Raw genomic sequence first — 21,789 nt, 5'->3', positions numbered from 1 at the left:
GATTCAGATCGCCCCGATTCCCTCAAGAACCGATGCGTGTAGACCGCAGCCTGGAAGGATGGGGCGTGGTTAGACAGCAGCAGCTTTCAAGCTGAGCGCTGTCATCTGCGCGGTACAGAGTAGGCCTAAAGCCTGCGTTGCATTAGCGAATGTTCTTTGCCCCAGGCACGAAATGACTCTAGATACTCCCATCCTCGCTTTGCGTAATACTCACGTCGATCATGTGTGTGCAAATACAGCTTCGGATGTCCGATTTCTTTTGCTGTGGAGCAGACCTCTGCAATTAGCTGTTCGGCCAAGCCCCGCTTCCTTGCTGACGGTGCAACAAGCACACACGCAAGCCACGGCCCGACTTCTGAGTAATCGGGCGAGTCGTTTTTGGCCAGGGCGGCCCCTCCAAGGAGCTGACCATTTTCCAGAGCGATCACGGTTCGCCAGTTCCCGTCATTCTGGCCATCTTTGAATTCGCGCTGCCAATCAGGGAGCGCCTGAGTAGCGAATTCATACGCGAACTGTTCATGCAGCCACGATGCAAATGTGTCGCTATAGTCCATATGATCGCGAAGCAAGACCGTCTGGAACATGTGATTAATCCTTGAGATGAGCCGGCTTGTAGCGTCTGATTCAGGTGCGCGTGCTGCGTCGGCATTCACGGATGTCGCAACGTAATTGTTGGCATTCAAGCCATCACCCAGCGGTTTAGCGATGCCGAACTGACACAGCAGTCGTGCGAGCGAGATGGGTCATATCACAGGTTTTAGGTGCAACAAGCCTAGCCTGTCAAGAAGCTTATGGGCTGGTTACTGATGCCTGGCCGGTGCTGCAGTTTAAGCGAACACTTGGGAAAACGCGGGGCTTAGGGCGGCTTGACTTATCCTTGAGTAATACCTTGGTTGAGTGTGCCGTAAGCGTCCGGCGAACTCACCTGGCTGTGACCAAAAACCTAGTGAATCTATAATGAAAAACCTCTTTATCAGGATGATGACTGCCTTAATGAGTACGCGTAAAAGAAAGAAACTCCCGAAGGATTTCGATCAACTGCTGGAGCACGCTCCGTTTGCCGAGTTGATCGCAGTGTTCGATGTGTGCGACCTCGAAGCCACCGGTGGCTACAGCAAAAGCACCGCGCTTGGTTTTTATAATTGCCCCGATGATCTGGTTCGCTGGCTGGTGGAGCAGGGCGCAGACGTTGATGCCCGTGACCAGTATCAGCGAACAGCCTTGCACCATCGTGGTTCGAGCTGGAAAGGAGGTGTCGATCTGCTGCTGGATCTAGGGGCCGATATCGAGGCTCAGGATTATCAGAGCGAAACACCGCTGCAAGCGGCGATCAAGAGTCACAAGGCCGACGCAATCGCTGCCCTGATCCGCCGAGGCGCCAATAAAGAGGTTAGAAGCCGCCAGGGATACAGCCTGTTGCACCTCGCACTGCTGACCACGTCCAACGCCGATATTACTGCCACTGCGAAAATCGCTCAGATCTTGTTGGAGGCAGGTTCGCAAGTCGAAGCCGCTATGCGGTCGGAGGTGGAGCGTATCGGCCGTGGATTCGAATTTCACCGAGCCGGCTTCAACCCTGATTACCTGCGGGCAACCGATGCAGCCCTTACCACTCTCTATCGCCTTTTCAATGTAACTCCAGTTGCCGCGCGCGACATCCATGACGGTCAGGCTACGATAGTCGTGACAACAGCTGACTGGCCTGCCCAGCATCAGCAATTGTGGAAACTGCTGGTGCCATCCTCTGGTGCAGCAACTACGTTGCAAGGTGAAGTGATCCGCATCAGTGGCCGTATCTCGATAGAGATCAACGACAATGGCTCGGCCAACTGGGACGCGGATTTCAAAAAAATGCTAAAAGCGCTTGTGGAGCATTTAGGCAGTGCCGTGCCCTTAAGTGACCTGGAGCTGTCCGAAGCCCGCACGCTCGCTGCTGCACTAAAAAACGGTACCGACCCTGCCGAGTACAGCGATCGCCTCTGTGAACTGGCCGTATGCTGGGTCATCGCCAATCCGCAGCCAGTGCCGATGAATACGCCTTCCTATAATCGCTGATGTAGCTCTTGAAGTTCTCGGCATCGGGTTATTGAACTGCGCCAGCCGTTCGGCGGAGTGTTTAGGAAAACCAGGCGAATGACTGATTACCGGCGTTCGGCTAACATCGGTCATATCAATCGACCTTGGAGATTTACATGTCCCGCCTCGCAGAATTCCGCAAGCTTGAACAACAGCTTGCAGCCCAGCTCGCCGAACTTGAATCCCTGAAGAATGATAGCGGTTTGAAGAAAGAAATCGAATTTGAAACCAGACTGCGTGGCCTGCTAGGTGAGTACGGCTTCAGCTTGAGAGAGATAGTCGGCATTCTCGATCCTCAAGGAACCAGCGGTCGGCAGTCTGCTCCAGTGGCTGCCGAGAAAAAGACACGTAAGGCCCGAGAGATGAAGGTTTATAAAAACCCGCTGACAGGTGAGGTCGTAGAAACCAAGGGCGGCAACCACAAGCTGCTGAAAGCCTGGAAAGGCCAGTTCGGCGACGAGGTTGAGAACTGGTTGGTTAAATGACCCGCTGTAGCTGAAACAGCCGTCGTGAGACGGCTTTTTTCTGGCTGCGATTGCGCTCTGACATGAGCCGTGGAGCGCTTGGAGACGCTTCCAGGGCAGGACCTGCCCAAGCCTGCGTATTTATTACTCAGCTTGCGAACTTGTAATCACCGCCTTTTTCTATCGCACTGATATAGGCCGGCCGCGCCTGGAACCGGTCGATCCACGCGGCAAGGCTAGGGTAGTCGTGCAGCATGCCTTGGGACTTTGCAAACTCGCCAATAAAGCTCATTTGGATATCGGCGCCGCTGATTTCTTCACCCAGCAAGTAAGGGGTAAGTTTCAATGCGGTCTCCAGGTAACCTAGATAGTTGGCCAGCTCAGATTCGATTCGCGGCTGCAGCGGTTTGCCAGCGTCCCCTAGGCGTCCGACATAAAGACTCAACATCAGCGGCAGCATGGCCGACCCTTCTGCGAAATGCAGCCATTGCACATATTCGTCGTAGGTTGCGGTGGCCGGGTCAGGTTGCAAGCGGCCATCGCTGTGGCGGCGGATCAGATAATCGACGATAGCACCGGATTCGATCAGGACATGGGGGCCATCCTGAATAACCGGTGATTTGCCCAGCGGGTTTATGGCTTTCAGTTCAGGCGGCGCCAGGTTGGTCTTGGCGTCTCTTTGGTAGTGCTTGATTTCGTAGGGCAGGGCGAGCTCCTCGAGTAGCCAGAGGATTCGCTGCGAGCGGGAATTATTGAGATGGTGAACGATGAGCATAGAGTCCCCTACGAGATGGAATGGTGTGTAAGGACAGACTGTTGTGTCGCACCGTGGTTCTAAGTGTTGCGAAATCAGCAGTCAGTAGCACGTTCTCGAAGGCGGCGCCTCGGCCATGATGCAAAACTTAATTCGCGAGGAATCCAGAGGTTCATCCTCGCTGAACTAATCACTGCGCCCGTCCCCTAATTCTGCGCACGTCGCGCCAATCCCAGGCTTATTCTGGGTCACTCACATACGAAGGTTTGGTGAATCATGAAGAGCGAACAGGTAGAAGGCGTTGTAGAGCAGGTTGCCGGCAAAGCACAGAGCGCAGTGGGGAAACTGTTTGGTGATTCGAAGCTGGAGGCGGAAGGTACCGGTCGCCAGGCTTCTGGTCAGTTGACCCAAGCCTATGGCGATGCGATGGACAGCATCTCTGCGTTTGTTAAAGAGAAACCAGTCGCTGCAGTTGCCATTGGTGGTATTGCTTTGCTGATTCTGGACCGTCTCTTTCGCCGCTGAGTCAAGAACGAGGGATGCTCCTATAGGGGCCTTCCCGTTAAGTTTAGATTGGCCTGCCCCCCTAGGACTGCCCGCTAGCAGCTTCGGGGGGTGTTTGGACAGGGCTATCCCAAGGCGCCACCGTTTGTTTGCATACAATGCGAGTCAGCCCCGGAAACAATGCACAACTCATTCAACTCATCGCTGGGATCGTCTGGATGTCTGAGCAGCTTGCCTTCAACCGTGAGGTACGGATGCAGCACACCCAACTGGCCACAAAACAGAACGCTGATGCGGCCAAAGGACGTGGGGCGCAAGAGAGGCAGGCGCCTGATTCCTGTCCTGCGTCGACGTCGCTCGAATCGTAAGGGCATGTCGCTTTGTTGGTGATAGACGCAAATACCTTCCCATCAATCCGGCGCGCCCAGAGCTCATCTTATAAATTTAAGACTTTGGCAAGGTATTTCGCGGAGGCTGGCGGAGCTCTTTCGCTCAAATTCTAAAGTAAATTCAGCTAGTGAACTGACCAATTTTCCAATGACACTTACTCCTTAATACCTCGCAGTCGCAATGAGCGTCGTCTCATGATTTCCACCGCAACCAATAATGCTACCGAGCCAAAAATTAGCAATGTGGCCGCTGCCAGGATTGTTGGACTGATCTGCTCGCGCATGCCTGACCACATCTGACGCGGTATTGTGCGTTGCTCAACCCCACCCAGAAATTGCACCAGCACGGCCTCATCGAACGAGGTCACCATCGCGAAGAGCGCACCCGACATGATCCCTGGACGAATAATGGGGAAGGTCACGCGGAAAAATGTATAAGTCGAAGACGCTCCTAGGCTTGCCGCTGCCCGGGTTAATGAATGGTCGAAACCGACCAATGTCGCCGTCACTGTGATGATGACGAATGGGGTGCCGAGTACTGCATGACCCAGGATGATTCCGAGGTGATTCTGTCCAATTCCCAGCGCGCTGTAGAAAAAGTACATGCCTGCGGATGAGATGATCACCGGAACAATCATCGGTGAAATCAAGACGCCCATCAGCAGTCCCTTGCACGGCAAATTAACGCGGCACAGTCCGAGTGCTGCCAACGTCCCCAATGTCGTTGCGATGACCGTGGCGCAGGAAGCGATTATCAGGCTGTTCTTGAATGACAATACCCACAATGGGTCTTCAAGAAGCATGTAGTACCATCGCATTGAAAAGGCTGCTGGATCGAGGCTAAGCATCCCGCTGGTGAAGCTGAAGTAGGGCTCTACGTTGAACGACAAAGGCACCACGACCAGTATGGGCAGGATCAAAAACAGCAGTACCAATACACCAAAACCACGAACACTGAAGAACCAGACTCTGCCCATCAGGCTGGTATAGCTTGGAAGACTCATCTCGATTACCCCAGTTTCATGTTGTTGATGCCTACGACCCGGTCATATATCCAATACAGCACCAGGACAATCAGCAGCAGGATGGAGGCAATGGCAGCGGCCAGTCCCCAGTTCAGGGAGGTCTGCATGTGGTAGGCAATGAAGTTGCTGATCACTTGCCCCGTTCGACCGCCCACAAGCGCCGGAGTTATGTAGTAACCAGTGGCCAGGATGAACACCAGAATGCCGCCGGCACTCAACCCTGGCAGTGACAGGGGAAAGTAGATTTGCACAAAAGTACGGAACGAATTGGCCCCCATTGAGTACGCCGCTCGGGTGTAAGTGGAGTCGATACTTTTCATGACGCTGTACATCGGCAACACCATGAACGGCAACAGGATGTGCGTCATGGCAATCACCGTTCCGAACAGGTTGTACATCAGTTCAAGTGGCTGGCTGATCACGCCCAAGCTGCTCAACGTACTGTTCAGCACGCCGTTGTTTTGCAAGATCACCATCCAGGCACTGGTGCGTACCAACAGTGATGTCCAAAAGGGCAGCAGCACCATGACCATTAACAGGTTGCTGGTTTTTGCTGGAAGGGTCGCCAACATATAGGCCAGTGGATAACCGAGAAACATGCACAGTGCCGTGATTCCCAACGCGACCATCAACGTTTTGATCAGGATACTAACGTAGATGCGCCGACTTTCTGGTTGCTGCACGACGTTGCCCTGGTCGTCATAGCGTAAGTCCAGTGCGGCCAGATAGTTGGACGCGGAATAGGCCGGCGCCATTTTTTTCAGTTGCATCCAGGTTCCGATCTGCCCCCAGCGTTTGTCGGCAGCGGTCATTCGGCTGTTAAACGCGCCCGGTTCGACGGCCTCGCTGGCCAGACCGCGCGCGGTGCGTGCCATCAGGGTTTTGGCATCGCTCATGACCCGGTTAAGATCGGAGCCGACACTGTCGAGTTGCCGTGCCTGTTGCAGACTGAGAATTTCATGCCCGATGACTGCGAACAGTTGCTCGTCCGGAAGCGCCGTACCCTCCCAGTTGAGCAGCGCGGCTGCAGTCTGTGGCATTGCTACGGAAAGGGCCGGAGTTTGCACGCTGCGCAGCAACATGGTGCCAATCGGCAACAGGAAAAACACCGTGATGAACGCCAGCAATGGTACGACCAACAGCAATGATTTTGTCTTGTTGAGACGTTCAGCCCGGTCAAGCTTGTCCTTCAGGCCGCTTTGCGGCTGTGTATCGTCGACGTTGTCGAGCGCGGGGCTGACGCTATATGAGTTACTCATCTTGGGAACTCCGGCAAAACGGTAAAGTCGTTGAAAGGCTACAGGCGTCCAGTGCTCGACAGTCGTCGGCCGACCAACCCACATCAATGCACGTACCGGCCCTTGGTGCCGGGTATCCTGCGGTATTGACCATCTTGACGATGAACTCGTCGTTTCCCGCCAGACTCAGGCGCGCACGCAAATGGTCACCGTGATAGATGATCTCTTCGATCCGGGCGGGCATATGGTTGTCGTACTCGCCTGCGTGAGCGCCGATCTGTACGCGCTCTGGACGAATCGACAAGGTGGTGTTATCGCTGGTAGCGGGGATATTGACGGAAAGCGCCTTGACCAGATAATTACCGACACGCACCTGGCAGTAGCCTTGCTGGCGATCGATAATCTGCCCCGATAGTCGATTGTTCTCGCCAATGAAACTCGCAACAAAAGCGGTCTGTGGTTTCTCGTAGAGGTCGCAAGGGTTGGCCAATTGCTGAACAATCCCATCATTGAACACTGCGATGCGATCAGACATCGTCAGGGCTTCGGTTTGATCGTGGGTCACGTACACCACGGTAATTCCGAGCTGTTTCGACAGACGCTTGATCTCGTACTGCATCTGCTCGCGCAGCTGTTTGTCCAGTGCACCCAGCGGTTCATCCATCAGCACAAGGCGCGGTTCGAAAATCAACGCCCGAGCCAGCGCAACACGCTGTTTTTGACCTCCGGACAACTGCGATGGCATACGCTTGGCAAACTGCCCTAATGCCACCAGTTCCAGCGACTTGTGCACGCGGTCTTCGATGTCCTGCCGAGCCAACTTGCGCACCTTGAGCGGGAAAGCCAGGTTCTCTTCGATGGTCATGTGGGGGAACAGCGCGTAGTTCTGAAACACCATGCCGATGCCGCGTTTTGTGGGGCGATGTCGTTGACTGGCTGGCCGTCAATGCTGATCTGTCCATGGGTCACCGTCTCGAACCCTGCCAACATCATCAGGCAGGTGGTTTTGCCGGAGCCCGAAGGGCCAAGCATGGTGACGAACTCTCCCTGTTCGATTTCGAGGTTGAAGTTCTTGACGACGAGATGTTCGCCGTCATAACTCTTCTGCACATTTCGAAAGCTGACGAAAGATTCAGTACGCATGAGGATATCTCTTGTTATTGGGCGTAGCGGAGCTGGGCACCAACAGTCGCCCGGGCCCATTAAGGGTTATGTCAGGCGAAGGCAATGTCGGGAATGCTTTGGCGCTTACTTGGAGAGCCAGGCGTTGAAGCGCTCGTTCAACTCGTCGGAATGATCGCTCCACCACTGTGAGTCCACCTGCAAAGCACTGGCGAAGTTTTCAGGGCTAGTGGGCAGGTCGGGCCTAACTTTGGGATCGACCAAAGCCTGTGCCGAGCGGCGGGTCGGCCCATAGGCGATATAGTTGCTCTGGTCGGCCAGAACCGGGCTTTGGGTTGCAAACTTCAGGAAGGCTAAGGCCTGGTCTTTCTTTGGATTGCCGGCTGGAACCACCCAGGCCTCCATGTCGTACATTTGGCCATCCCAGAGGATCTTGAAGGGTTGTTTTTCCTTTTGTCGGGCAATCACGATGCGTCCGCTGTATGCCGAGATCATGCTGACTTCACCATCGGCCAACAACTGTGGGGCCTGTGCCCCGGCCTCCCACCAGATTGTGTCTTTCTTGATGGTGTCGAGTTTGGCAAATGCGCGTTCCAGGCCTTCGTCGGTACTGAGCAGGTCGTAGACCTGCTCGCGAGGTACGCCGTCGGCCATCAACGCCCATTCAAGGTTCACCTGCGGAGCCTTGCGTAGCGCGCGCTTGCCGGGGAAACGCTTGGTATCGAAAAAGTCCTTCAGGGTTTGGGGCTGCTCGCCCTTGAAGGCCTGAGTGTTGTACGCCACCACCGTCGACCAGATATAACTGGCTACACCGCATTCGGTCAGGGCCCCTGGAAGAAAGTCTTTTTCGGCTGGTGTGCCATCCGGGGCCGGAGCCAGGGTTGCAGGATCAATACGCTCAAGCAAACCGTTATTGCAGGCGCGAATGACGTTCGGTATTTCAGCATCGACCACATCCCAGGAGATTTTCTTGCTATCGACCTGAGTTTTGATTTGGGCAATACCTCCGGAGTAATCCTCGGAGATCACTTGCGTGCCGGTGGCTGCGGTGAATGGCTTGTGAGCGGACTGAATCTGAGCGTTGGTCAGGTTGCCGCCATAGGATACGACGGTCAGAGAATGTTCTGCGAGCGCGCTGCAGGAAACGATGCTTGAAAGCAACAGCAATGTGGCGCCTTTCAGGCGGGATACCCCTCATTTCTTATTTTTGTGGGTAACCGTCGCAAGGTCGTTGCGCACCAGGTGCGTGAGCGACCGTGGAGACGATCAGGGTCTCACTCTCGGCAAAAAATGGTGAAGGTAAAAGCAATAAAAAGAAGCCCAATGAGGCGATTTTTTTTATGGATGTTATACAAAAATTATCTGTGGGGCAGAGCAGGCTGGTGGCCTCTTCGTGTCCTGTGCCAAGACTCAAACGGCTTTTTTCAATCCTTGCCACGTGCGGCTAACGCTACTTCCACCAGCCAATTGGCAAACGCAGCGGCCTGTGGATTGACAATCTTGTGCGTTGAATACACTAGGTAAAACGCTTCTGAGGTTTTGAATTTGGCGGTTAGGGGGGCAATGAGTTGTCCGGACTGAAGGTATTGCTCCACCAGCGAAGAGCGCGCCAGGGCAACACCTTGCCCCAGTTCTGCCATTTTTAACGCAGAGATCAGCGTATCGAACTGCAGACCTTGAGATGAATCGACGTCATCGGCTTGGGCTTTTTTCAGCCAATAACCCCAACCCTCTTCGTACCCTAGGACATGCAGCAGTTCGTGGTGACGAAGGTCTCTTGGAGTTTTCAAGGGTCTTTCGATCGTCGACAAGGTAGGCGAGCACACGGGGAAAAGTAGATCCCAAGTTAGCCGTTCACTTTTCAGGCCACTCCATTTGCCACTGCCGTAACGAATTTCCAGATCGGCTTCCAGGTCGGTATCGCCCATCCAGATGTTACTGGTGATACGCAGGTTGATGTCCGGATGCTGCTGACGGAAGTGTGGCAGTCGGTTTGCCAGCCAATGGGTAAAGAACACTAGGCTGCTGCGCACCGTTAGAACCTTGCGATGTCCTTGCCCAAAAATTTCGTCGGTAGCGGCTGCCAGGCGCTCCATCGATTCATGGACTACGGGCAGAAAGGCTAGCCCGGGTTCTGTTAGCTCAAGGCCCCTAGGTAGCCGCTTGAATAGCGCGGTTCCTAGCTGGGACTCCAGGGCTTTGATTTGCTGGCTTACTGCCGCCTGAGTCAGGCTGAGCTCCATAGCCGCGGCTGTGAAGCTGAGGTGGCGGGCGGCAGACTCAAAAGCGCGCAACCAGTTGAGCGGGGGCAATCGCTTCTTCATGGCACTGAGTGTTCTCAAGTGAAATTGAACTGACTATGGAGCGCGTCAGGATGCGTCTTACAGCCTTCACCCATAAATCTTACTCCTGACCCATAAAGAAAATGAACCCATAGGGGTTTTTTTTATTGCTTTCGCAGCCCTCGGCTTTTCTCGAGAGTAGATCCCAGATCGTCATTCAACGGCCAAGGCTTAAACGCTAAGTGTCTTCGCTAGTGGCTTTTGAAAACCGAAACCCTGCTCAAAGCTGGAATCTGCAGGACAATAAAAATAATGGGTGAAACATGGCAAAGCTCAGTCAGCTACCCCTCAGCGGCGTGAACGTCATCGATTTTGGTCAATATATTGCCGGCCCTGCGGTTGCGATGATACTCGGCGATCTCGGTGCCACGGTCATACATATCGATCCGCCCGCCGGCCCACTCTGGGACAGTCCGGCTAACGCCGTCCTCAACCGTAATAAGCAATATCTACGTCTGGACTTGAAGTCTTCTGAAGGCCTGCAACAGGCGCGTCAGATGATCGCCAAGGCCGACATTGTGGTCGAGAATTTCCGGCCAGGCGTGATGAAAAACCTGGGGCTGGATTTTGCCGAGTTGCGCCGTGAGCGTCCGCAATTGATCACCTTGTCTATTCCTGGTTTCGCCTCCAATGATGAACTACGCAGCCAATGGCGTGCCACCGAGGCAATTATTGCGTCGGCCTCTGGGGTGTTCACTGACATGGGACAGAATCGGATTTTGATGGGTATCAATCCTAGTTTCTCGCCGCTACCACTCGCATCCGCTTACGGCACAATGCTCGCCGTTTCGGCTGTAGTGCTGGCGTTGCAAGCTCGGCAGCGCACGGGGTTGGGTGACGAGATTGAAGTGCCATTGGCGGCGGCGGTCATGGAAGGGCTGTCCTATAACTCGATCAAGATTGACGGGTACCCCGCGCGTTACAAAACCCTGCGGGAAAAAGAGATCGAGCGGCGGCGGGCCGAGAATCTGCCGATGAACCTCAGTTATCAAGATCTGCAGGAGTATCTCGACCCTTTCTACCGCACCTATGAATGTGCCGATGGACGCAAGTTCTACGCGGTGTGCCCGTCTCATCGCTCCCACGCCAAACGTTGCCTACAGGCGATGGGCCTTTACGACGAAATGCTCGCCGCAGGCCTGCCTAAAGTCGATGACCCTTACCTGCCTTTCGATCAATGGGAGGGGGATGCGTCCCTTGGCGTTTATCCGCTGCCGGAAAACTGGGCAAAGCGGATCTCTGCGCGCATGAAGGAAGTATTCCTGACCAAGACTGCTGCGCAATGGGAAAAAATTTTCGGCGAAGGGCAGTTCCCCGGAGCCCCTCATCGTTCGACGCAAGAATGGTTGCATGACGAACATGCCAATACAGCCGGTTTGGTGGTCGATGTCGTGGATCACCAATATGGTCGTATGAAGCAGCCCGGCGCAATCGCCTGGCTTGAAGATAGTTCAGAGTTGATGTTGTCGCCGCTCTCTCGTCGAGAAGTCAGTGTTGAAGAGGCTCTTGCCACCTTGAGTGAAAGTACTCCTGAGATGTTGCCGGTTGCAGTACAGTCGAGTTCAAAAGGGTGGTTGGAAGGGGTTAAAATTCTCGACCTGACCAACGTCATCGCCGGCCCGCACTCGACCTCGTTCCTTGGCCGATTTGGCGCTGACGTCATCAAGCTTGATCCCACAACACCCAATTACGACCCTTGGAATACTGTCGTGTTTGGCATGTCGTCTGCTCGCGGCAAACAGAGCATTTTGGTTGACCTCAATCAGGAGGAGGGGCGCGAGGTATTCAACCGCCTGGTCAAGTCGGTCGATGTCATCGTCATGAATGCACCTGATCGACAACTGGCGCCACTGGGGTTGGATGAGGTCACCCTGAAGGCAGTAAATCCGGAGGTGATTTTCTGCCAATTGGACTGCTTCGGTGGCCCCCGCCGTGGCCCGCGTACAGACTACTTGGGATACGACGATCTCATCCAGGCAACGACAGGTATCATGCTGCGTTTCGGCGGCGGTATGCAGACGCCGGAAGAGCACGCCCACGTTGGCACTATCGACGTGATGTGTGGCTTCGCCGCAGCACTTGGTGTAGCCACCGCGTTGTATCAAAAGTCCAGAACGGGGAAGGTCAGTCGTGCCCGGACTTCACTCGCCGCGTTAGGAAGCCTGGTTCAAATTCCGTTCTGCTTCGACTACGCGGGGCGTGCGCCATTTGATGAGCCAGCGGGGCGTGACGCTATGGGTTACAGCAATCTGTCGCGCTTCTATCGCACAGCGGATGGCTGGATATATCTAGATGCCAGCGATGTTGAGTTGAACGCCCTGGAGTCGATACAAGGTCTGCAAGGCCTGCATACGGCCAACGACTATGCCCAATTTCTGAACGCTGCTCTGATTACCTCAGCGGGAGAAACCTGGCAAACCCGTTTTCAGGACGCGGGTATCGCAGCGGCTGTGCCGGACAACATCGACTCACTTCGCCAGCGCTACAGCCGTCCTGCTGACAACCACCCAGGCACGGACAATGGGAGTTACTCGTTCAGTGTCTATGCCAACCACCCGAGCGGGCGATGCGTGACACAACTTGACCCTTTCGCTATTCGCCCTCGCCATGCAGCTATTCGCTCATTGGCTCCGGCAGAAAAGTTTGGTGCATCCACACGATCTGTAATTGCCAAGCTCGATTATAGCGATATCCAAATCGACGCGCTCATGGCATGCCGCGCTGTCGGTGAGAGCTGGAGCCAAGAGTATTTGCCTAGCTAACGCATTCGCCTGAGTCCAGGGGACTTAGCACAGCGAAGGCTCATATACCTGGATGAATTCCATCACTAACAGCAACTGGGGGACGAGCTCTCAAGGGAGAGGCGTTCCCGCATGGAAACCCCGGAGGCAACATGTCGAATCAAATAGTCCTGCCGCGCATCCTGCAAGTAGGTGCCAAGGCGAGTGAAGCCATTCCAGATGTGCTCACCAGTCTCGGCTGTTCAAGGCCGTTGATCATCACCGACAAAATGATGGTGCAGCTCGGTTATGCGAGTCGTATTCAAGATATGCTTGCAACCAAGGGTTTGAGCGCGGACGTTTTCGCTGACACGGTGCCTGAGCCCACGGTCGACTCAATTCGCGCAGGCGTTGAACATGCTCGGTCGGGTGACTATGACAGCATCATCGCGTTGGGAGGTGGCAGTCCTATCGATAGTGCGAAAGCCATAGGAATTCTCGCTAAGTTCGGTGGCGAGATGCGCGACTATAAATTTCCACGTCAAGTGAATGAGCACGGCCTGCCGATCATCGCCGTGCCAACCACCGCAGGTACGGGTTCGGAAGTAACCCGCTTCACCATCATCACCGATGAGCAGAACGATGAAAAAATGCTCTGCGTGGGCATCGGGTTCATGCCCGTGGCGGCGCTGGTCGACTACAAGCTAACACTCAGTCTGCCGGCCCGTGTCACGGCCGATACTGGCATAGATGCGTTGACCCACGCCATCGAGGCGTACGTCAGCCTGAAGGCTAACCTCTACAGCGACAGCCAGGCCCTGGCTGCGATGCGTTTGATAGGCCCGAATCTGCGTCGGGCCTACCACTCAGGCCAGGACACTGCAGCGCGTGAGGCGCTAATGCTGGGGTCTACGCTGGCCGGTGTCGCGTTCTCGGCTGCCTCCGTCGCGCTAGTGCACGGGATGAGTCGGCCGATCGGGGCTTTTTTCCATGTTCCCCATGGACTTTCAAACGCAATGCTGCTGCCAGGCGTGACAGCCTTTTCCATTCCGGGTGCCCCAAAGCGTTACGCCGATTGTGCCCGGGCAATGGGCGTCGCGACGGCTCAAGACAGTGACGAAAGTGCTAACACCAAATTGCTCGCCGACCTGCAGGCCCTCAATGAGGAGCTACAAGTCCCGACACCGGAAGGTTTTGGTATCAATCGGTCACGTTTTTTTGAACTGATGCCAACCATGGCTGAACAAGCTAAGGCGTCGGGCTCTCCGGGCAACAATCCCCGCGTGCCATCGGTCGACGAAATGATCGAACTCTATCGCAACCTCTGGTAACCACAACGCCATTCGCCCGCCTCATCACTTCATCGGCAACTGCCCTGTACTCAAAAATAAGGAACACTCGCATGAATACTGTAGGTCATCTGATTAACGGCCAGATTGTCACCGATACCGAACGCACCCAGGACGTGTTCAACCCAGCAACCGGGGAAGTAACGAAACAGGTAGCCTTGGCCTCGAAAACAACGGTTGGGAAAGCTATAGCCGCAGCAGAAGCGGCGTTTCCTGAATGGCGAAACACACCACCCATTAAACGGGCTCGGGTGATGTTTCGCTTTAAAGAATTGCTCGAACTAAATGCAGAGCGGATCTGCCAGATGATCGGTGAGGAGCATGGCAAGATTGTCCATGACGCCATGGGAGAGCTCCAGCGAGGTATCGAAAACGTTGAATATGCGTGTGGCGTCCCGGAGTTGCTCAAGGGCGAGCACAGCAAAAATGTCGGCCCCAATATTGATTCATGGAGTGAGTTCCAGCCGCTGGGCGTGGTCGCGGGTATTACTCCGTTTAACTTCCCGGCGATGGTTCCTTTATGGATGTTCCCCATGGCGATTGCTTGTGGCAATTGTTTCATCCTTAAACCCTCCGAACGTGACCCAAGTTCGACCCTGTTCATCGCTCAGTTGCTTCAGGAAGCGGGTTTACCAAATGGAGTCATGACCGTAATCAACGGTGACAAAGAGGCCGTCGATACATTGCTCCACGACGATCGTGTGCAGGCGGTAAGCTTCGTGGGCTCGACCCCTATCGCTGAGTACATCTATCGAACGGCTGCTGCAAACGGCAAACGTTGTCAGGCGTTGGGGGGCGCAAAAAACCACGCCATCATCATGCCAGATGCAGACATTGCTAATGCGGTCAACCAACTGGTGGGAGCGGCATTTGGTTCTTCGGGTGAGCGGTGCATGGCGTTGTCGGTTGCGGTAACAGTGGGTGATGCAACTGCAGATGCCTTGATCATTAAAATGCGCGAAGCTATGACCAAACTAAAGGTTGGCGCCTATCAAGATAAAAGCAATGACTTCGGCCCATTGATTACTCGTCAACATCAGCAAAAAGTGCTGGGCTACATTGATAGCGCCGAAGAGGAGGGTGCTGAAGTAGTAGTCGATGGCCGACAGATTCAGGTTCCAGATTGCGAGAATGGTTTTTTCGTCGGGGGAACATTGATCGATCAAGTAAAGCCCGGCATGCGCTGCTATGAGGAGGAGATCTTTGGGCCAGTGTTGCTGGTTGTGCGCGCCCAGAGCATGCAGGAGGCGATGCAACTTATCGATGCGCATGAGTACGGAAACGGTACGTGCATTTTCACTCGCGATGGTGAGGCAGCCCGATATTTCTCTGACAACATCAAGGTAGGTATGGTCGGCGTAAACGTGCCCCTCCCCGTGCCTGTTGCGTATCACAGCTTTGGCGGATGGAAGCGCTCTCTCTTCGGTGACCTTCACGCGTATGGCCCCGATGCGGTTCGTTTTTATAGCAAACGTAAAACGATTACGCAGCGATGGCCGTCATCGGGAATTCGCGAAGGTGCCGAATTCTCGATGCCTACAATGAAGTGAATCTCATATTCACAGGGTGTGCCCAAAATGTAAGGGAGTCTTCGATTTTTCAGGCGCTTACACGAAGTAATATCCTTTGAAGGTTCTCTCATACGGTTACACAACCGCCGAGCTCTCGCTGACCACGTGATTCTTGTTTGAGTAGAAGTCCCTCCGAGGGTAATGTGGATCAGTTTAGAGCTTCATTGCCGCATGGAAATCCTGACGTTAAGGGCGATGGTGTCCGCTTGAATGCGGACACCATCGTCCTTGGCGAGCTGATTTGATCGCATGCATCATTGACTCGTGTGTCCCGACGCACTCGAACACGGAGTCGGCGCCCAAACCGTCGGTGAGCTCCAGAATGCGAGCTACGCCGTCCTCGCTCGGTGACGATATCTGTAACGCCGAACTCGAGTGCCAACTTCTGTCGTGATTCATGTCGACTCATAGCAATGATTCGTTTTGCTCCCATTTGCTTTGCGGAGAGCACGCCGAGTAGCCCTTAGCACCGTCGCCCACCACTAGCACGGTCGCGCCCGGTACAACGTTGGCGGCCTTCGCCGCGAACCAGCCGGTACCCAAGACATCCGAGGTTGTCAGCAGGTTTGGAATCATTTCAGGAGATGGCATGCCCGGTGTCGCCACCAATGTTCCGTCGGCGAGTGGAACCCTCATCCTTGGGGGTTGTGCACCGCCCACGAACTCGGCGCTGTTGCAGGATGATTGGTAGCCATGCTCGCAGACCGGGCAGGTGTTATCGGAAGCGAAAAACGACCCGGTGACGAATTGCCCTGATTTGACGGAGTTACTGCGTCGCCAACCTGCTCAACTACGCCACATACACAATCGGCTGAGACGCGAATGATCGCATCGGTGGGCTGAATTATCCGAGGCTGGGAAACTTCCTCGTAGCGGTTGATTAGTGGCCATGCAGAAAGCAGCAAACATAGTCATAACCCTTGTATGGCGTCTTACAATTCGAGTTATAAAGTTACCGGCAGTTGGGCTGGGTAATAAGGAGCATCAGCACTCAGCCATACAGTGAGAGGACTAGAAGAACGGCTAGGTGTGCGCTTATTGACGCGCACAACACGCAACGTAGCGCCGACTGACGCAGGTGAAAGGTTACTAAACTCCATTGGCCCGCTATTCGATCAGAGAGTGGCCGAGGTTGATGCGCTGGGTGTGCTTCGGGACAAGCCGTCAGGAATTATCCGAATCACTTGCTCTGACGATGCGGCGGAAAGCACGTTGCGGCCCATGCTGCCGGCTTTTCTTGAGCAATACCCCGACATCCGCGTAGAAATCAATATCGATTATGGGTTCACCCATATTGTCAGCGAGCGCTTCGACGCCGGAATACGGCTCGGCGAGTCGATCAGCAAGGATATGATTGCTGCCAGGGCGGGGTCGGATTGGCGGTTATCAGTTGTAGGCTCTCCTGAATACCTAGAACGGCATGGCCAGCCGCTCCGGCCTAGGGACTTGACCGAGCATGCGTGCATCAATATCCGGCATACGGCCAATGGGCCCTGCTACGCATGGGAGTTCGAAAAAGATGGGCAGGCGATAACTATCCGGGTCACAGGGCAGTTCACGGCGAACAGCAGTATCCATTTGCTCAATGCAGCCCTGGACGGGTCGGGTTGGCTTGCGTCCCAGACCACCTTGCCAGGCCTCATCTACAGAGCGGCCCCTTGATTAAGGTGCTGTCAGATTGGTGCCCGCATTTCGAGGGGTACCACTTGTATTATGCGAACAGGAGACAGGCATCACCCGCGTTTCGGGCATTTTTGGAGGCTGTGCGATTTAACGGGTAGCCACTTGCGACCTAAATCAAGGTGCCCCGTTGTTCGGTCGTGGCAGGTCGGACAGGCATTGTTGAAAATTAAGGGATATCTCAATGAAGAATACTCATTAATATTCCGACCCTGAATAGGTAAAATTTACTCACGAAGCAGCCTGCACGGGTCGCCGACAACCTGACCGCAAAGGATATTCCATGAGCGTAAGCCGCGCGAATCTCGCTGATTTTGTTTATTTCCTCGCCATCGCGCGGCACCAAAGTTTCAGCCGAGCGGGCCAGGAAGTCGGAATCAGTGCGTCCGCACTGAGCCATGCGATCAAAGGCCTGGAGACCAGGATTGGTGTACGGTTACTCAATCGTACAACCAGAAGTGTAACGTTAACCGATGCAGGCGAGAGGTTGCATCAGGTGATCAGCGCGCCGATGCAGGAAATCGACGATGCCATGGAGATCCTGAACAGGTTTCGGGACGAGCCGACAGGTCGCATCCGATTAAATATCTTGAGTGACGCCGCCGATCTCTTGCTTGGCCCTGTGCTCCCGATATTTACAGAGCGCTATCCGGAGATTCAGATAGACCTGACCGTAACGAATCTGATCGTCGATGTGATCGGTGGAGGACACGACGCAGGTATACGTTACGGTGGGACAGTCCCTGAAGACATGGTTGCGCAGCGTTTATCGCCGGACATTCGATGGGTCGTTGCTGGGACACTCGATTACCTCAAGCGTTTTGGCATCCCCAAGCACCCCAATGATTTGCATAACCATCGCTGCTTGCGTATTCGCCTGGGTAGCGGCGCGATGTATGACTGGGAATTTGAAAAAGGTAAGCAGAAGCTCGCGATTGCCGTGCCTGGCGCGATCACGATCGATGAAACTCGTGTGGGGCTGTCTTTGGTGCGCAATGGCGCAGGTCTGATGTATGCCCCTGAGCCCGCCATGCAACCTTTGATCGATTGCGGTGAGGTCGTCACCGTCCTGGATGACTGGGCTAGCGTCGCGCCTGGCTACCATATGTATTTTTCCAGTCACCGGCAGGTGCCCACGGGGCTGCGGTTGCTGATAGATCTCATTCGAGAAATCCATCCGCTCGGCGAATAGCCACTAGTCGCAGCCTGTACGAAGGTGTTGCTATCCAATATCTATTCATCCCGTAAAGCGCGAGCTGCAATGAGCGGATCTCATGAATCGCTGGCCACCCTCGTAGGTACTAACTAATGGGTCCGGTACAGCCGATTTGGCTTGTGCGGGAAAATACTCTTTAGTCATGAGGTAGATATGGAATACAAGCATCTTGGTCGGTCGGGACTGAAAGTCAGCAGACTCTGCCTAGGTACTATGAATTTTGGTGAGCTCACCGATGAGATCACTAGCTTCAACATCATGGATGAAGCACTCGATGCGGGCATCAATTACTTCGATACTGCAGACGTTTATGGGGGCCCTAATTCCCCGGATATGGCCAAAGGGTATGGAATTTCGGAGGAGTACATCGGCCGCTGGCTTGCGCAAGGTGGTCGTCGTGACCGGATTGTGCTGGCCACCAAGGTCTATCAGCCAATGGAGCTTGGCCCCAATGACCGGCGTCTCTCGGCTTACCGTATCCGAAAAGCATGTGAGGAAAGTCTGCGCCGGCTAAAGACTGACCACATTGATCTCTACCAGATGCATCACGTCGACCGTAACACCCCTTGGGAGGAGATCTGGCAGGCCATGGAGTTGCTCGTTCAACAGGGCAAGGTCATCTATGTTGGCAGCAGTAATTTTGCAGGTTGGGACATCGCCACGGCACAGGCAGCAGCGGCCAGCCGTTCCTTCATGGGCCTGGTTTCAGAGCAGAGCATCTACAACCTCTCAAATCGTGCAATCGAGCAAGAGGTAATCCCAGCCTGTCGGCATCTCGGGCTGGGAGTAGTACCGTGGAGCCCACTGGGAGGTGGCCTGTTGGGTGGGGCTTTGCAAAAAATCACCGCGGGCCGGCGTGCAAAGCCAAAGGTCGCCAATCAGATCGAGCGCTTGCGCCCACAATTGGAAAAATACGAAGCATTGTGCGCTGAGCTTGGCGAGTCACCTGCCGATGTTGCACTGGCTTGGCTGCTTCACCAGCCAGCGGTCACCGCGCCTATCATCGGGCCTAGGACGGTGGCACAGCTAAAGGAAAACCTGCAGGCGCTGAAGGTAGATCTCTCCTCTAGCACCCTTGAACGCCTGGACGAGATTTGGCCGACTCAGGGTGAAGCACCTCAGGCCTATGCCTGGTAATAAGCCGCTTAGGTGATCTGAGGCCAACGCCCGGCTCCTCATAAGCGCTACTGGGATTTACCACTGCACCCATTAACCAAGTAACGGGTGCAGTGGCCAGTGCTGCGACAAATACCCTGCATCAGAGCTCGATGAGTACCCGTATTAGTTATGCCTTGCGGGCAGAAGCGAAGTCGATCACGAAGCGGTACCGTACGTCCTTACCGATGACCCGCTCATACGCTTTGTCGATCTGCTCCGGCTTGATTATCTCGATATTAGCGGTGATATTTCGGGCGGCGCAGTAGTCGATGAGCTCTTGGGTTTCAGCGTGCCCAGGCACGCAGGGATAGGGAGTCTGCGACCACTCGCTGCGCGCGGTGTGAATGTCCGAATGGCAGATCCCGGCGTACTCGCTGTCGATCAATATGTCTTTGGGCCCTCCGGCTCTGCGTTGAATCTGCATGGGAGCGAAGCCTGACTTGGCGCCTTTGGTGGCGTAGGCTCGTACTGTGAATGGGCCTTAAGAGGTGCCGGTTCAGCCGTGGCTGCCGCTGCGCTGCCGGCGTCTGCAAACAATGGGGCAGCGGCAATGCTGGCTCCTGCCAGCATGATCTTGCGGCGACCAATGGTGGCAGGCCCTTGGCTGGTTTTGCTGTCGTCACTCATCCTTGCGTTGTCCTCAGGATTTCTGTCGGCTGGTGAATACGTCGTTGACTACCGGCACGGCGGTAAACACGTTAGGCCACCCGGTGTAGAACGCCAGCTGGGTCAACATTTCAGAGGCCTGGGCCTGCGTCAGTCCGTTGTCCATGGCCCGATTAAGATGGGCCGCGAGTTGAGCGACCTGTCCCGTGGCGATCAGCGCACTGACGGTGATCATGCTTCGATCACGCGGTGCCAACCCCGGGCGCAGCCACAAATCGTGGAACAGCGAAGCGCTCGTGTAGTGAACAAGGCCTGGCGATACGGGGCCGACGTTCTTGTCGACATACGCCGTGCGCACTTTCTCGGAAGCCTGGTCGATAGGCAGCAGGGGAGGTGAAACGGGCGGCAATTGATCCGGCGTGATACCGCGCTTCGCAAATACGTCTTTGGTGACCAGGATCGCCGCGGTCGCATTGCCCCACCCGGTGTAGAACGCGAGGTGGTTGATGGCTTCGGAAATCTCCGAAGGCTTGACGCCGTTGTCCAGCGCCAAATTCAGGTGGTATGCGAGTTCCACCGTTTGCTGTTTGGAAATAAGGACTGCTAGCGTGACCAGACTGCGATCGCGTGGTGACAGGCCTGGTCGTTTCCACACCTCCCCAAGCAGAGTGGACTGGGTGTTATGGGCCAGCGCCGGAGATACCGCACGCATGTCATCCAGCGTCGGGACTGGCGCCGCTTCGCTAGACACGCGGCTCGTCGTCGAGCAGGCAGCCAGCATCAGGCTGAAGCAGGCGATACCCGCCTTCGCGAAGCTCACAGAGAGGCCTCGTATTGGGCTTCGGTGACGGGCTCCATCCATTCGACTGATGGGCTATGGGTTAATCCAACGTGGCCAGCAAGGTTACGAATTTAATTTGGAAATTCTTCGGGATTATGTTCTCAAGAAAGAACGGAAAATCTCCCTGCTCAAAACGAACGATCAGCAGGTCTCGCACATCTCTGGCTTACGAAACAAACTCGAAAGAGACCTCAGGGACACGTTCAAAACCGTTCTGAAATCTGTGCATGGAACCGTAAGGGCGACTGAGAAAGTCTTGGCGTCCCTCCCTGAGCGTCGAAGAACAACCTTCGCAGGCACGGCTCTCAATGATCTGCTGGATCGAACCAAATCACCATTATTCTTTTTGGAGCTTGTCCAGTTGATGAGTAAAGAATGGGAAAGCCTGGGCAGGATCTTCGAGGGTCTTACGAAGGATGTGGTGTTGTTTCACCTCAACTATATCAATGAGCATGGGCGCCCAGACGCTCACGGCAAGGAAGTATCTAAAGACCAGGTGAACCAGCTGGACTGCAGCTTTCCGGCGGTTCAAACGCCGCTGGACAACTTCTAGCTGGATGCCCTGGCTGGATGAGGTAGATGTTCAGGGCGGACAGGTAAGGCCTGATATTGTCGAAGAGCGGGATAAGCCTTACTTTGATACCTAGTCGCGATGGGATCCCGCGAGTAACCGCCGTCCAAGCGCAGAGAATCAGCGAAAAACTCTTCTGCTTCTTGGGCGGGATGCGTTGGCG

At 54.8% G+C, this 21,789-nt stretch carries 16 protein-coding genes and 3 pseudogenes; 10 read left to right on the top strand and 9 right to left on the bottom strand.

The window, feature by feature from the left end:
• Positions 1-125 precede the first annotated feature (125 nt).
• Complete coding sequence (locus QWI20_RS12610) at positions 126-584, bottom strand: GNAT family N-acetyltransferase (RefSeq protein ID WP_369305739.1); 459 nt, start codon at positions 582-584, stop codon at positions 126-128.
• A 373-nt stretch (positions 585-957) separates the two neighbouring features.
• On the opposite strand from QWI20_RS12610, the gene QWI20_RS12605 reads away from it, so the two are divergent.
• Both QWI20_RS12605 and QWI20_RS12600 read left to right on the top strand, forming a co-directional pair.
• Positions 958-2,055, top strand: a complete 1,098-nt coding sequence (locus QWI20_RS12605; RefSeq protein ID WP_369305737.1) for an ankyrin repeat domain-containing protein — start codon at positions 958-960, stop codon at positions 2,053-2,055.
• 137 nt (positions 2,056-2,192) lie between these two features.
• A complete protein-coding gene (locus tag QWI20_RS12600) occupies positions 2,193-2,561 on the top strand; it encodes a histone-like nucleoid-structuring protein, MvaT/MvaU family (protein WP_369305736.1) in 369 nt (122 codons plus the stop codon).
• A 127-nt stretch (positions 2,562-2,688) separates the two neighbouring features.
• Here QWI20_RS12600 and QWI20_RS12595 read toward each other — a convergent pair whose 3' ends face one another.
• Entirely contained in the window at positions 2,689-3,315 is a 627-nt protein-coding gene (locus tag QWI20_RS12595; protein ID WP_369305734.1) for a glutathione S-transferase family protein, read from the bottom strand.
• A 255-nt stretch (positions 3,316-3,570) separates the two neighbouring features.
• On the opposite strand from QWI20_RS12595, the gene QWI20_RS12590 reads away from it, so the two are divergent.
• Positions 3,571-3,819, top strand: coding sequence for a CsbD family protein (locus tag QWI20_RS12590; RefSeq protein ID WP_133775252.1), 249 nt, complete (start codon positions 3,571-3,573; stop codon positions 3,817-3,819).
• Between the two features lie 523 nt (positions 3,820-4,342).
• On the opposite strand, the gene QWI20_RS12585 is transcribed toward QWI20_RS12590, so the two are convergent.
• The 5 genes and pseudogenes from QWI20_RS12585 to gcvA all read right to left on the bottom strand — a co-directional run bounded on the left by QWI20_RS12585 (position 4,343) and on the right by gcvA (position 9,896).
• On the bottom strand, positions 4,343-5,164 hold the full coding sequence (locus QWI20_RS12585) for an ABC transporter permease (RefSeq protein WP_369305800.1): 822 nt from the start codon (positions 5,162-5,164) through the stop codon (positions 4,343-4,345).
• A gap of 32 nt (positions 5,165-5,196) precedes the next feature.
• Complete coding sequence (locus QWI20_RS12580) at positions 5,197-6,555, bottom strand: ABC transporter permease (protein WP_369305732.1); 1,359 nt, start codon at positions 6,553-6,555, stop codon at positions 5,197-5,199.
• Positions 6,464-7,593, bottom strand: a pseudogene (locus QWI20_RS12575) (ABC transporter ATP-binding protein). Before QWI20_RS12575 ends, QWI20_RS12580 begins: the two are co-directional and overlap by 92 nt.
• A 105-nt stretch (positions 7,594-7,698) precedes the next feature.
• The gene (locus QWI20_RS12570) at positions 7,699-8,739 is read right to left on the bottom strand and encodes an ABC transporter substrate-binding protein (protein ID WP_369305731.1); all 1,041 of its coding nucleotides are present in this window, start codon (positions 8,737-8,739) and stop codon (positions 7,699-7,701) included.
• A gap of 257 nt (positions 8,740-8,996) precedes the next feature.
• A complete protein-coding gene (gene gcvA, locus QWI20_RS12565; protein ID WP_369305730.1) occupies positions 8,997-9,896 on the bottom strand; it encodes a transcriptional regulator GcvA in 900 nt (299 codons plus the stop codon).
• 281 nt (positions 9,897-10,177) lie between these two features.
• Between gcvA and QWI20_RS12560 the strand changes: the two genes are divergently transcribed.
• The 6 genes and pseudogenes from QWI20_RS12560 (at position 10,178) to QWI20_RS12535 (ending at position 19,587) form a co-directional block, all read left to right on the top strand.
• Positions 10,178-12,676, top strand: a complete 2,499-nt coding sequence (locus QWI20_RS12560) for a CoA transferase (RefSeq protein ID WP_369305729.1) — start codon at positions 10,178-10,180, stop codon at positions 12,674-12,676.
• Between the two features lie 131 nt (positions 12,677-12,807).
• A complete protein-coding gene (locus tag QWI20_RS12555) occupies positions 12,808-13,965 on the top strand; it encodes an iron-containing alcohol dehydrogenase (RefSeq protein WP_369305728.1) in 1,158 nt (385 codons plus the stop codon).
• Between the two features lie 71 nt (positions 13,966-14,036).
• Positions 14,037-15,533 (top strand): CoA-acylating methylmalonate-semialdehyde dehydrogenase, encoded by a 1,497-nt coding sequence (locus tag QWI20_RS12550; protein ID WP_369305727.1) that lies wholly within the window; start codon positions 14,037-14,039, stop codon positions 15,531-15,533.
• Positions 15,534-16,538: 1,005 nt separating this feature from the next.
• Positions 16,539-17,335, top strand: a pseudogene (locus QWI20_RS12545) (LysR family transcriptional regulator); the annotation flags it as partial.
• Between the two features lie 182 nt (positions 17,336-17,517).
• A complete protein-coding gene (locus QWI20_RS12540) occupies positions 17,518-18,426 on the top strand; it encodes a LysR family transcriptional regulator (RefSeq protein WP_369305726.1) in 909 nt (302 codons plus the stop codon).
• 177 nt (positions 18,427-18,603) lie between these two features.
• Positions 18,604-19,587, top strand: a complete 984-nt coding sequence (locus QWI20_RS12535; RefSeq protein WP_369305725.1) for an aldo/keto reductase — start codon at positions 18,604-18,606, stop codon at positions 19,585-19,587.
• A 310-nt stretch (positions 19,588-19,897) separates the two neighbouring features.
• Here QWI20_RS12535 and QWI20_RS12530 read toward each other — a convergent pair.
• Both QWI20_RS12530 and QWI20_RS12525 read right to left on the bottom strand, forming a co-directional pair.
• Positions 19,898-20,032, bottom strand: a pseudogene (locus QWI20_RS12530) (alcohol dehydrogenase catalytic domain-containing protein); the annotation flags it as partial.
• A 216-nt stretch (positions 20,033-20,248) separates the two neighbouring features.
• A complete protein-coding gene (locus QWI20_RS12525) occupies positions 20,249-21,034 on the bottom strand; it encodes a carboxymuconolactone decarboxylase family protein (protein WP_369305724.1) in 786 nt (261 codons plus the stop codon).
• A 49-nt stretch (positions 21,035-21,083) separates the two neighbouring features.
• On the opposite strand from QWI20_RS12525, the gene QWI20_RS12520 reads away from it, so the two are divergent.
• A complete protein-coding gene (locus QWI20_RS12520; protein WP_369305723.1) occupies positions 21,084-21,608 on the top strand; it encodes a hypothetical protein in 525 nt (174 codons plus the stop codon).
• Positions 21,609-21,789: the final 181 nt, after the last annotated feature.

Source organism: Pseudomonas sp. W2-17 (assembly GCF_041060445.1).
Classification (GTDB): domain Bacteria; phylum Pseudomonadota; class Gammaproteobacteria; order Pseudomonadales; family Pseudomonadaceae; genus Aquipseudomonas.
The sequence above is the reverse complement of the archived record's forward strand: the minus strand, read 5'-3'. Positions and strand labels throughout refer to the sequence as shown.

Bases quoted from the DNA above. Each gene is read 5' to 3' on its own strand.
- QWI20_RS12520 (WP_369305723.1), top strand. From the start codon at position 21,084: ATGGGCTATGGGTTAATCCAACGTGGCCAGCAAGGTTACGAATTTAAT.
- QWI20_RS12555 (WP_369305728.1), top strand. From the start codon at position 12,808: ATGTCGAATCAAATAGTCCTGCCGCGCATCCTGCAAGTAGGTGCCAAG.
- QWI20_RS12560 (WP_369305729.1), top strand. From the start codon at position 10,178: ATGGCAAAGCTCAGTCAGCTACCCCTCAGCGGCGTGAACGTCATCGAT.
- gcvA (WP_369305730.1), bottom strand. From the start codon at position 9,896: ATGAAGAAGCGATTGCCCCCGCTCAACTGGTTGCGCGCTTTTGAGTCT.
- QWI20_RS12600 (WP_369305736.1), top strand. From the start codon at position 2,193: ATGTCCCGCCTCGCAGAATTCCGCAAGCTTGAACAACAGCTTGCAGCC.
- QWI20_RS12605 (WP_369305737.1), top strand. From the start codon at position 958: ATGAAAAACCTCTTTATCAGGATGATGACTGCCTTAATGAGTACGCGT.
- QWI20_RS12585 (WP_369305800.1), bottom strand. From the start codon at position 5,164: ATGGGCAGAGTCTGGTTCTTCAGTGTTCGTGGTTTTGGTGTATTGGTA.
- QWI20_RS12580 (WP_369305732.1), bottom strand. From the start codon at position 6,555: ATGTGGGTTGGTCGGCCGACGACTGTCGAGCACTGGACGCCTGTAGCC.
- QWI20_RS12595 (WP_369305734.1), bottom strand. From the start codon at position 3,315: ATGCTCATCGTTCACCATCTCAATAATTCCCGCTCGCAGCGAATCCTC.
- QWI20_RS12550 (WP_369305727.1), top strand. From the start codon at position 14,037: ATGAATACTGTAGGTCATCTGATTAACGGCCAGATTGTCACCGATACC.
- QWI20_RS12590 (WP_133775252.1), top strand. From the start codon at position 3,571: ATGAAGAGCGAACAGGTAGAAGGCGTTGTAGAGCAGGTTGCCGGCAAA.
- QWI20_RS12610 (WP_369305739.1), bottom strand. From the start codon at position 584: ATGTTCCAGACGGTCTTGCTTCGCGATCATATGGACTATAGCGACACA.
- QWI20_RS12535 (WP_369305725.1), top strand. From the start codon at position 18,604: ATGGAATACAAGCATCTTGGTCGGTCGGGACTGAAAGTCAGCAGACTC.
- QWI20_RS12540 (WP_369305726.1), top strand. From the start codon at position 17,518: ATGAGCGTAAGCCGCGCGAATCTCGCTGATTTTGTTTATTTCCTCGCC.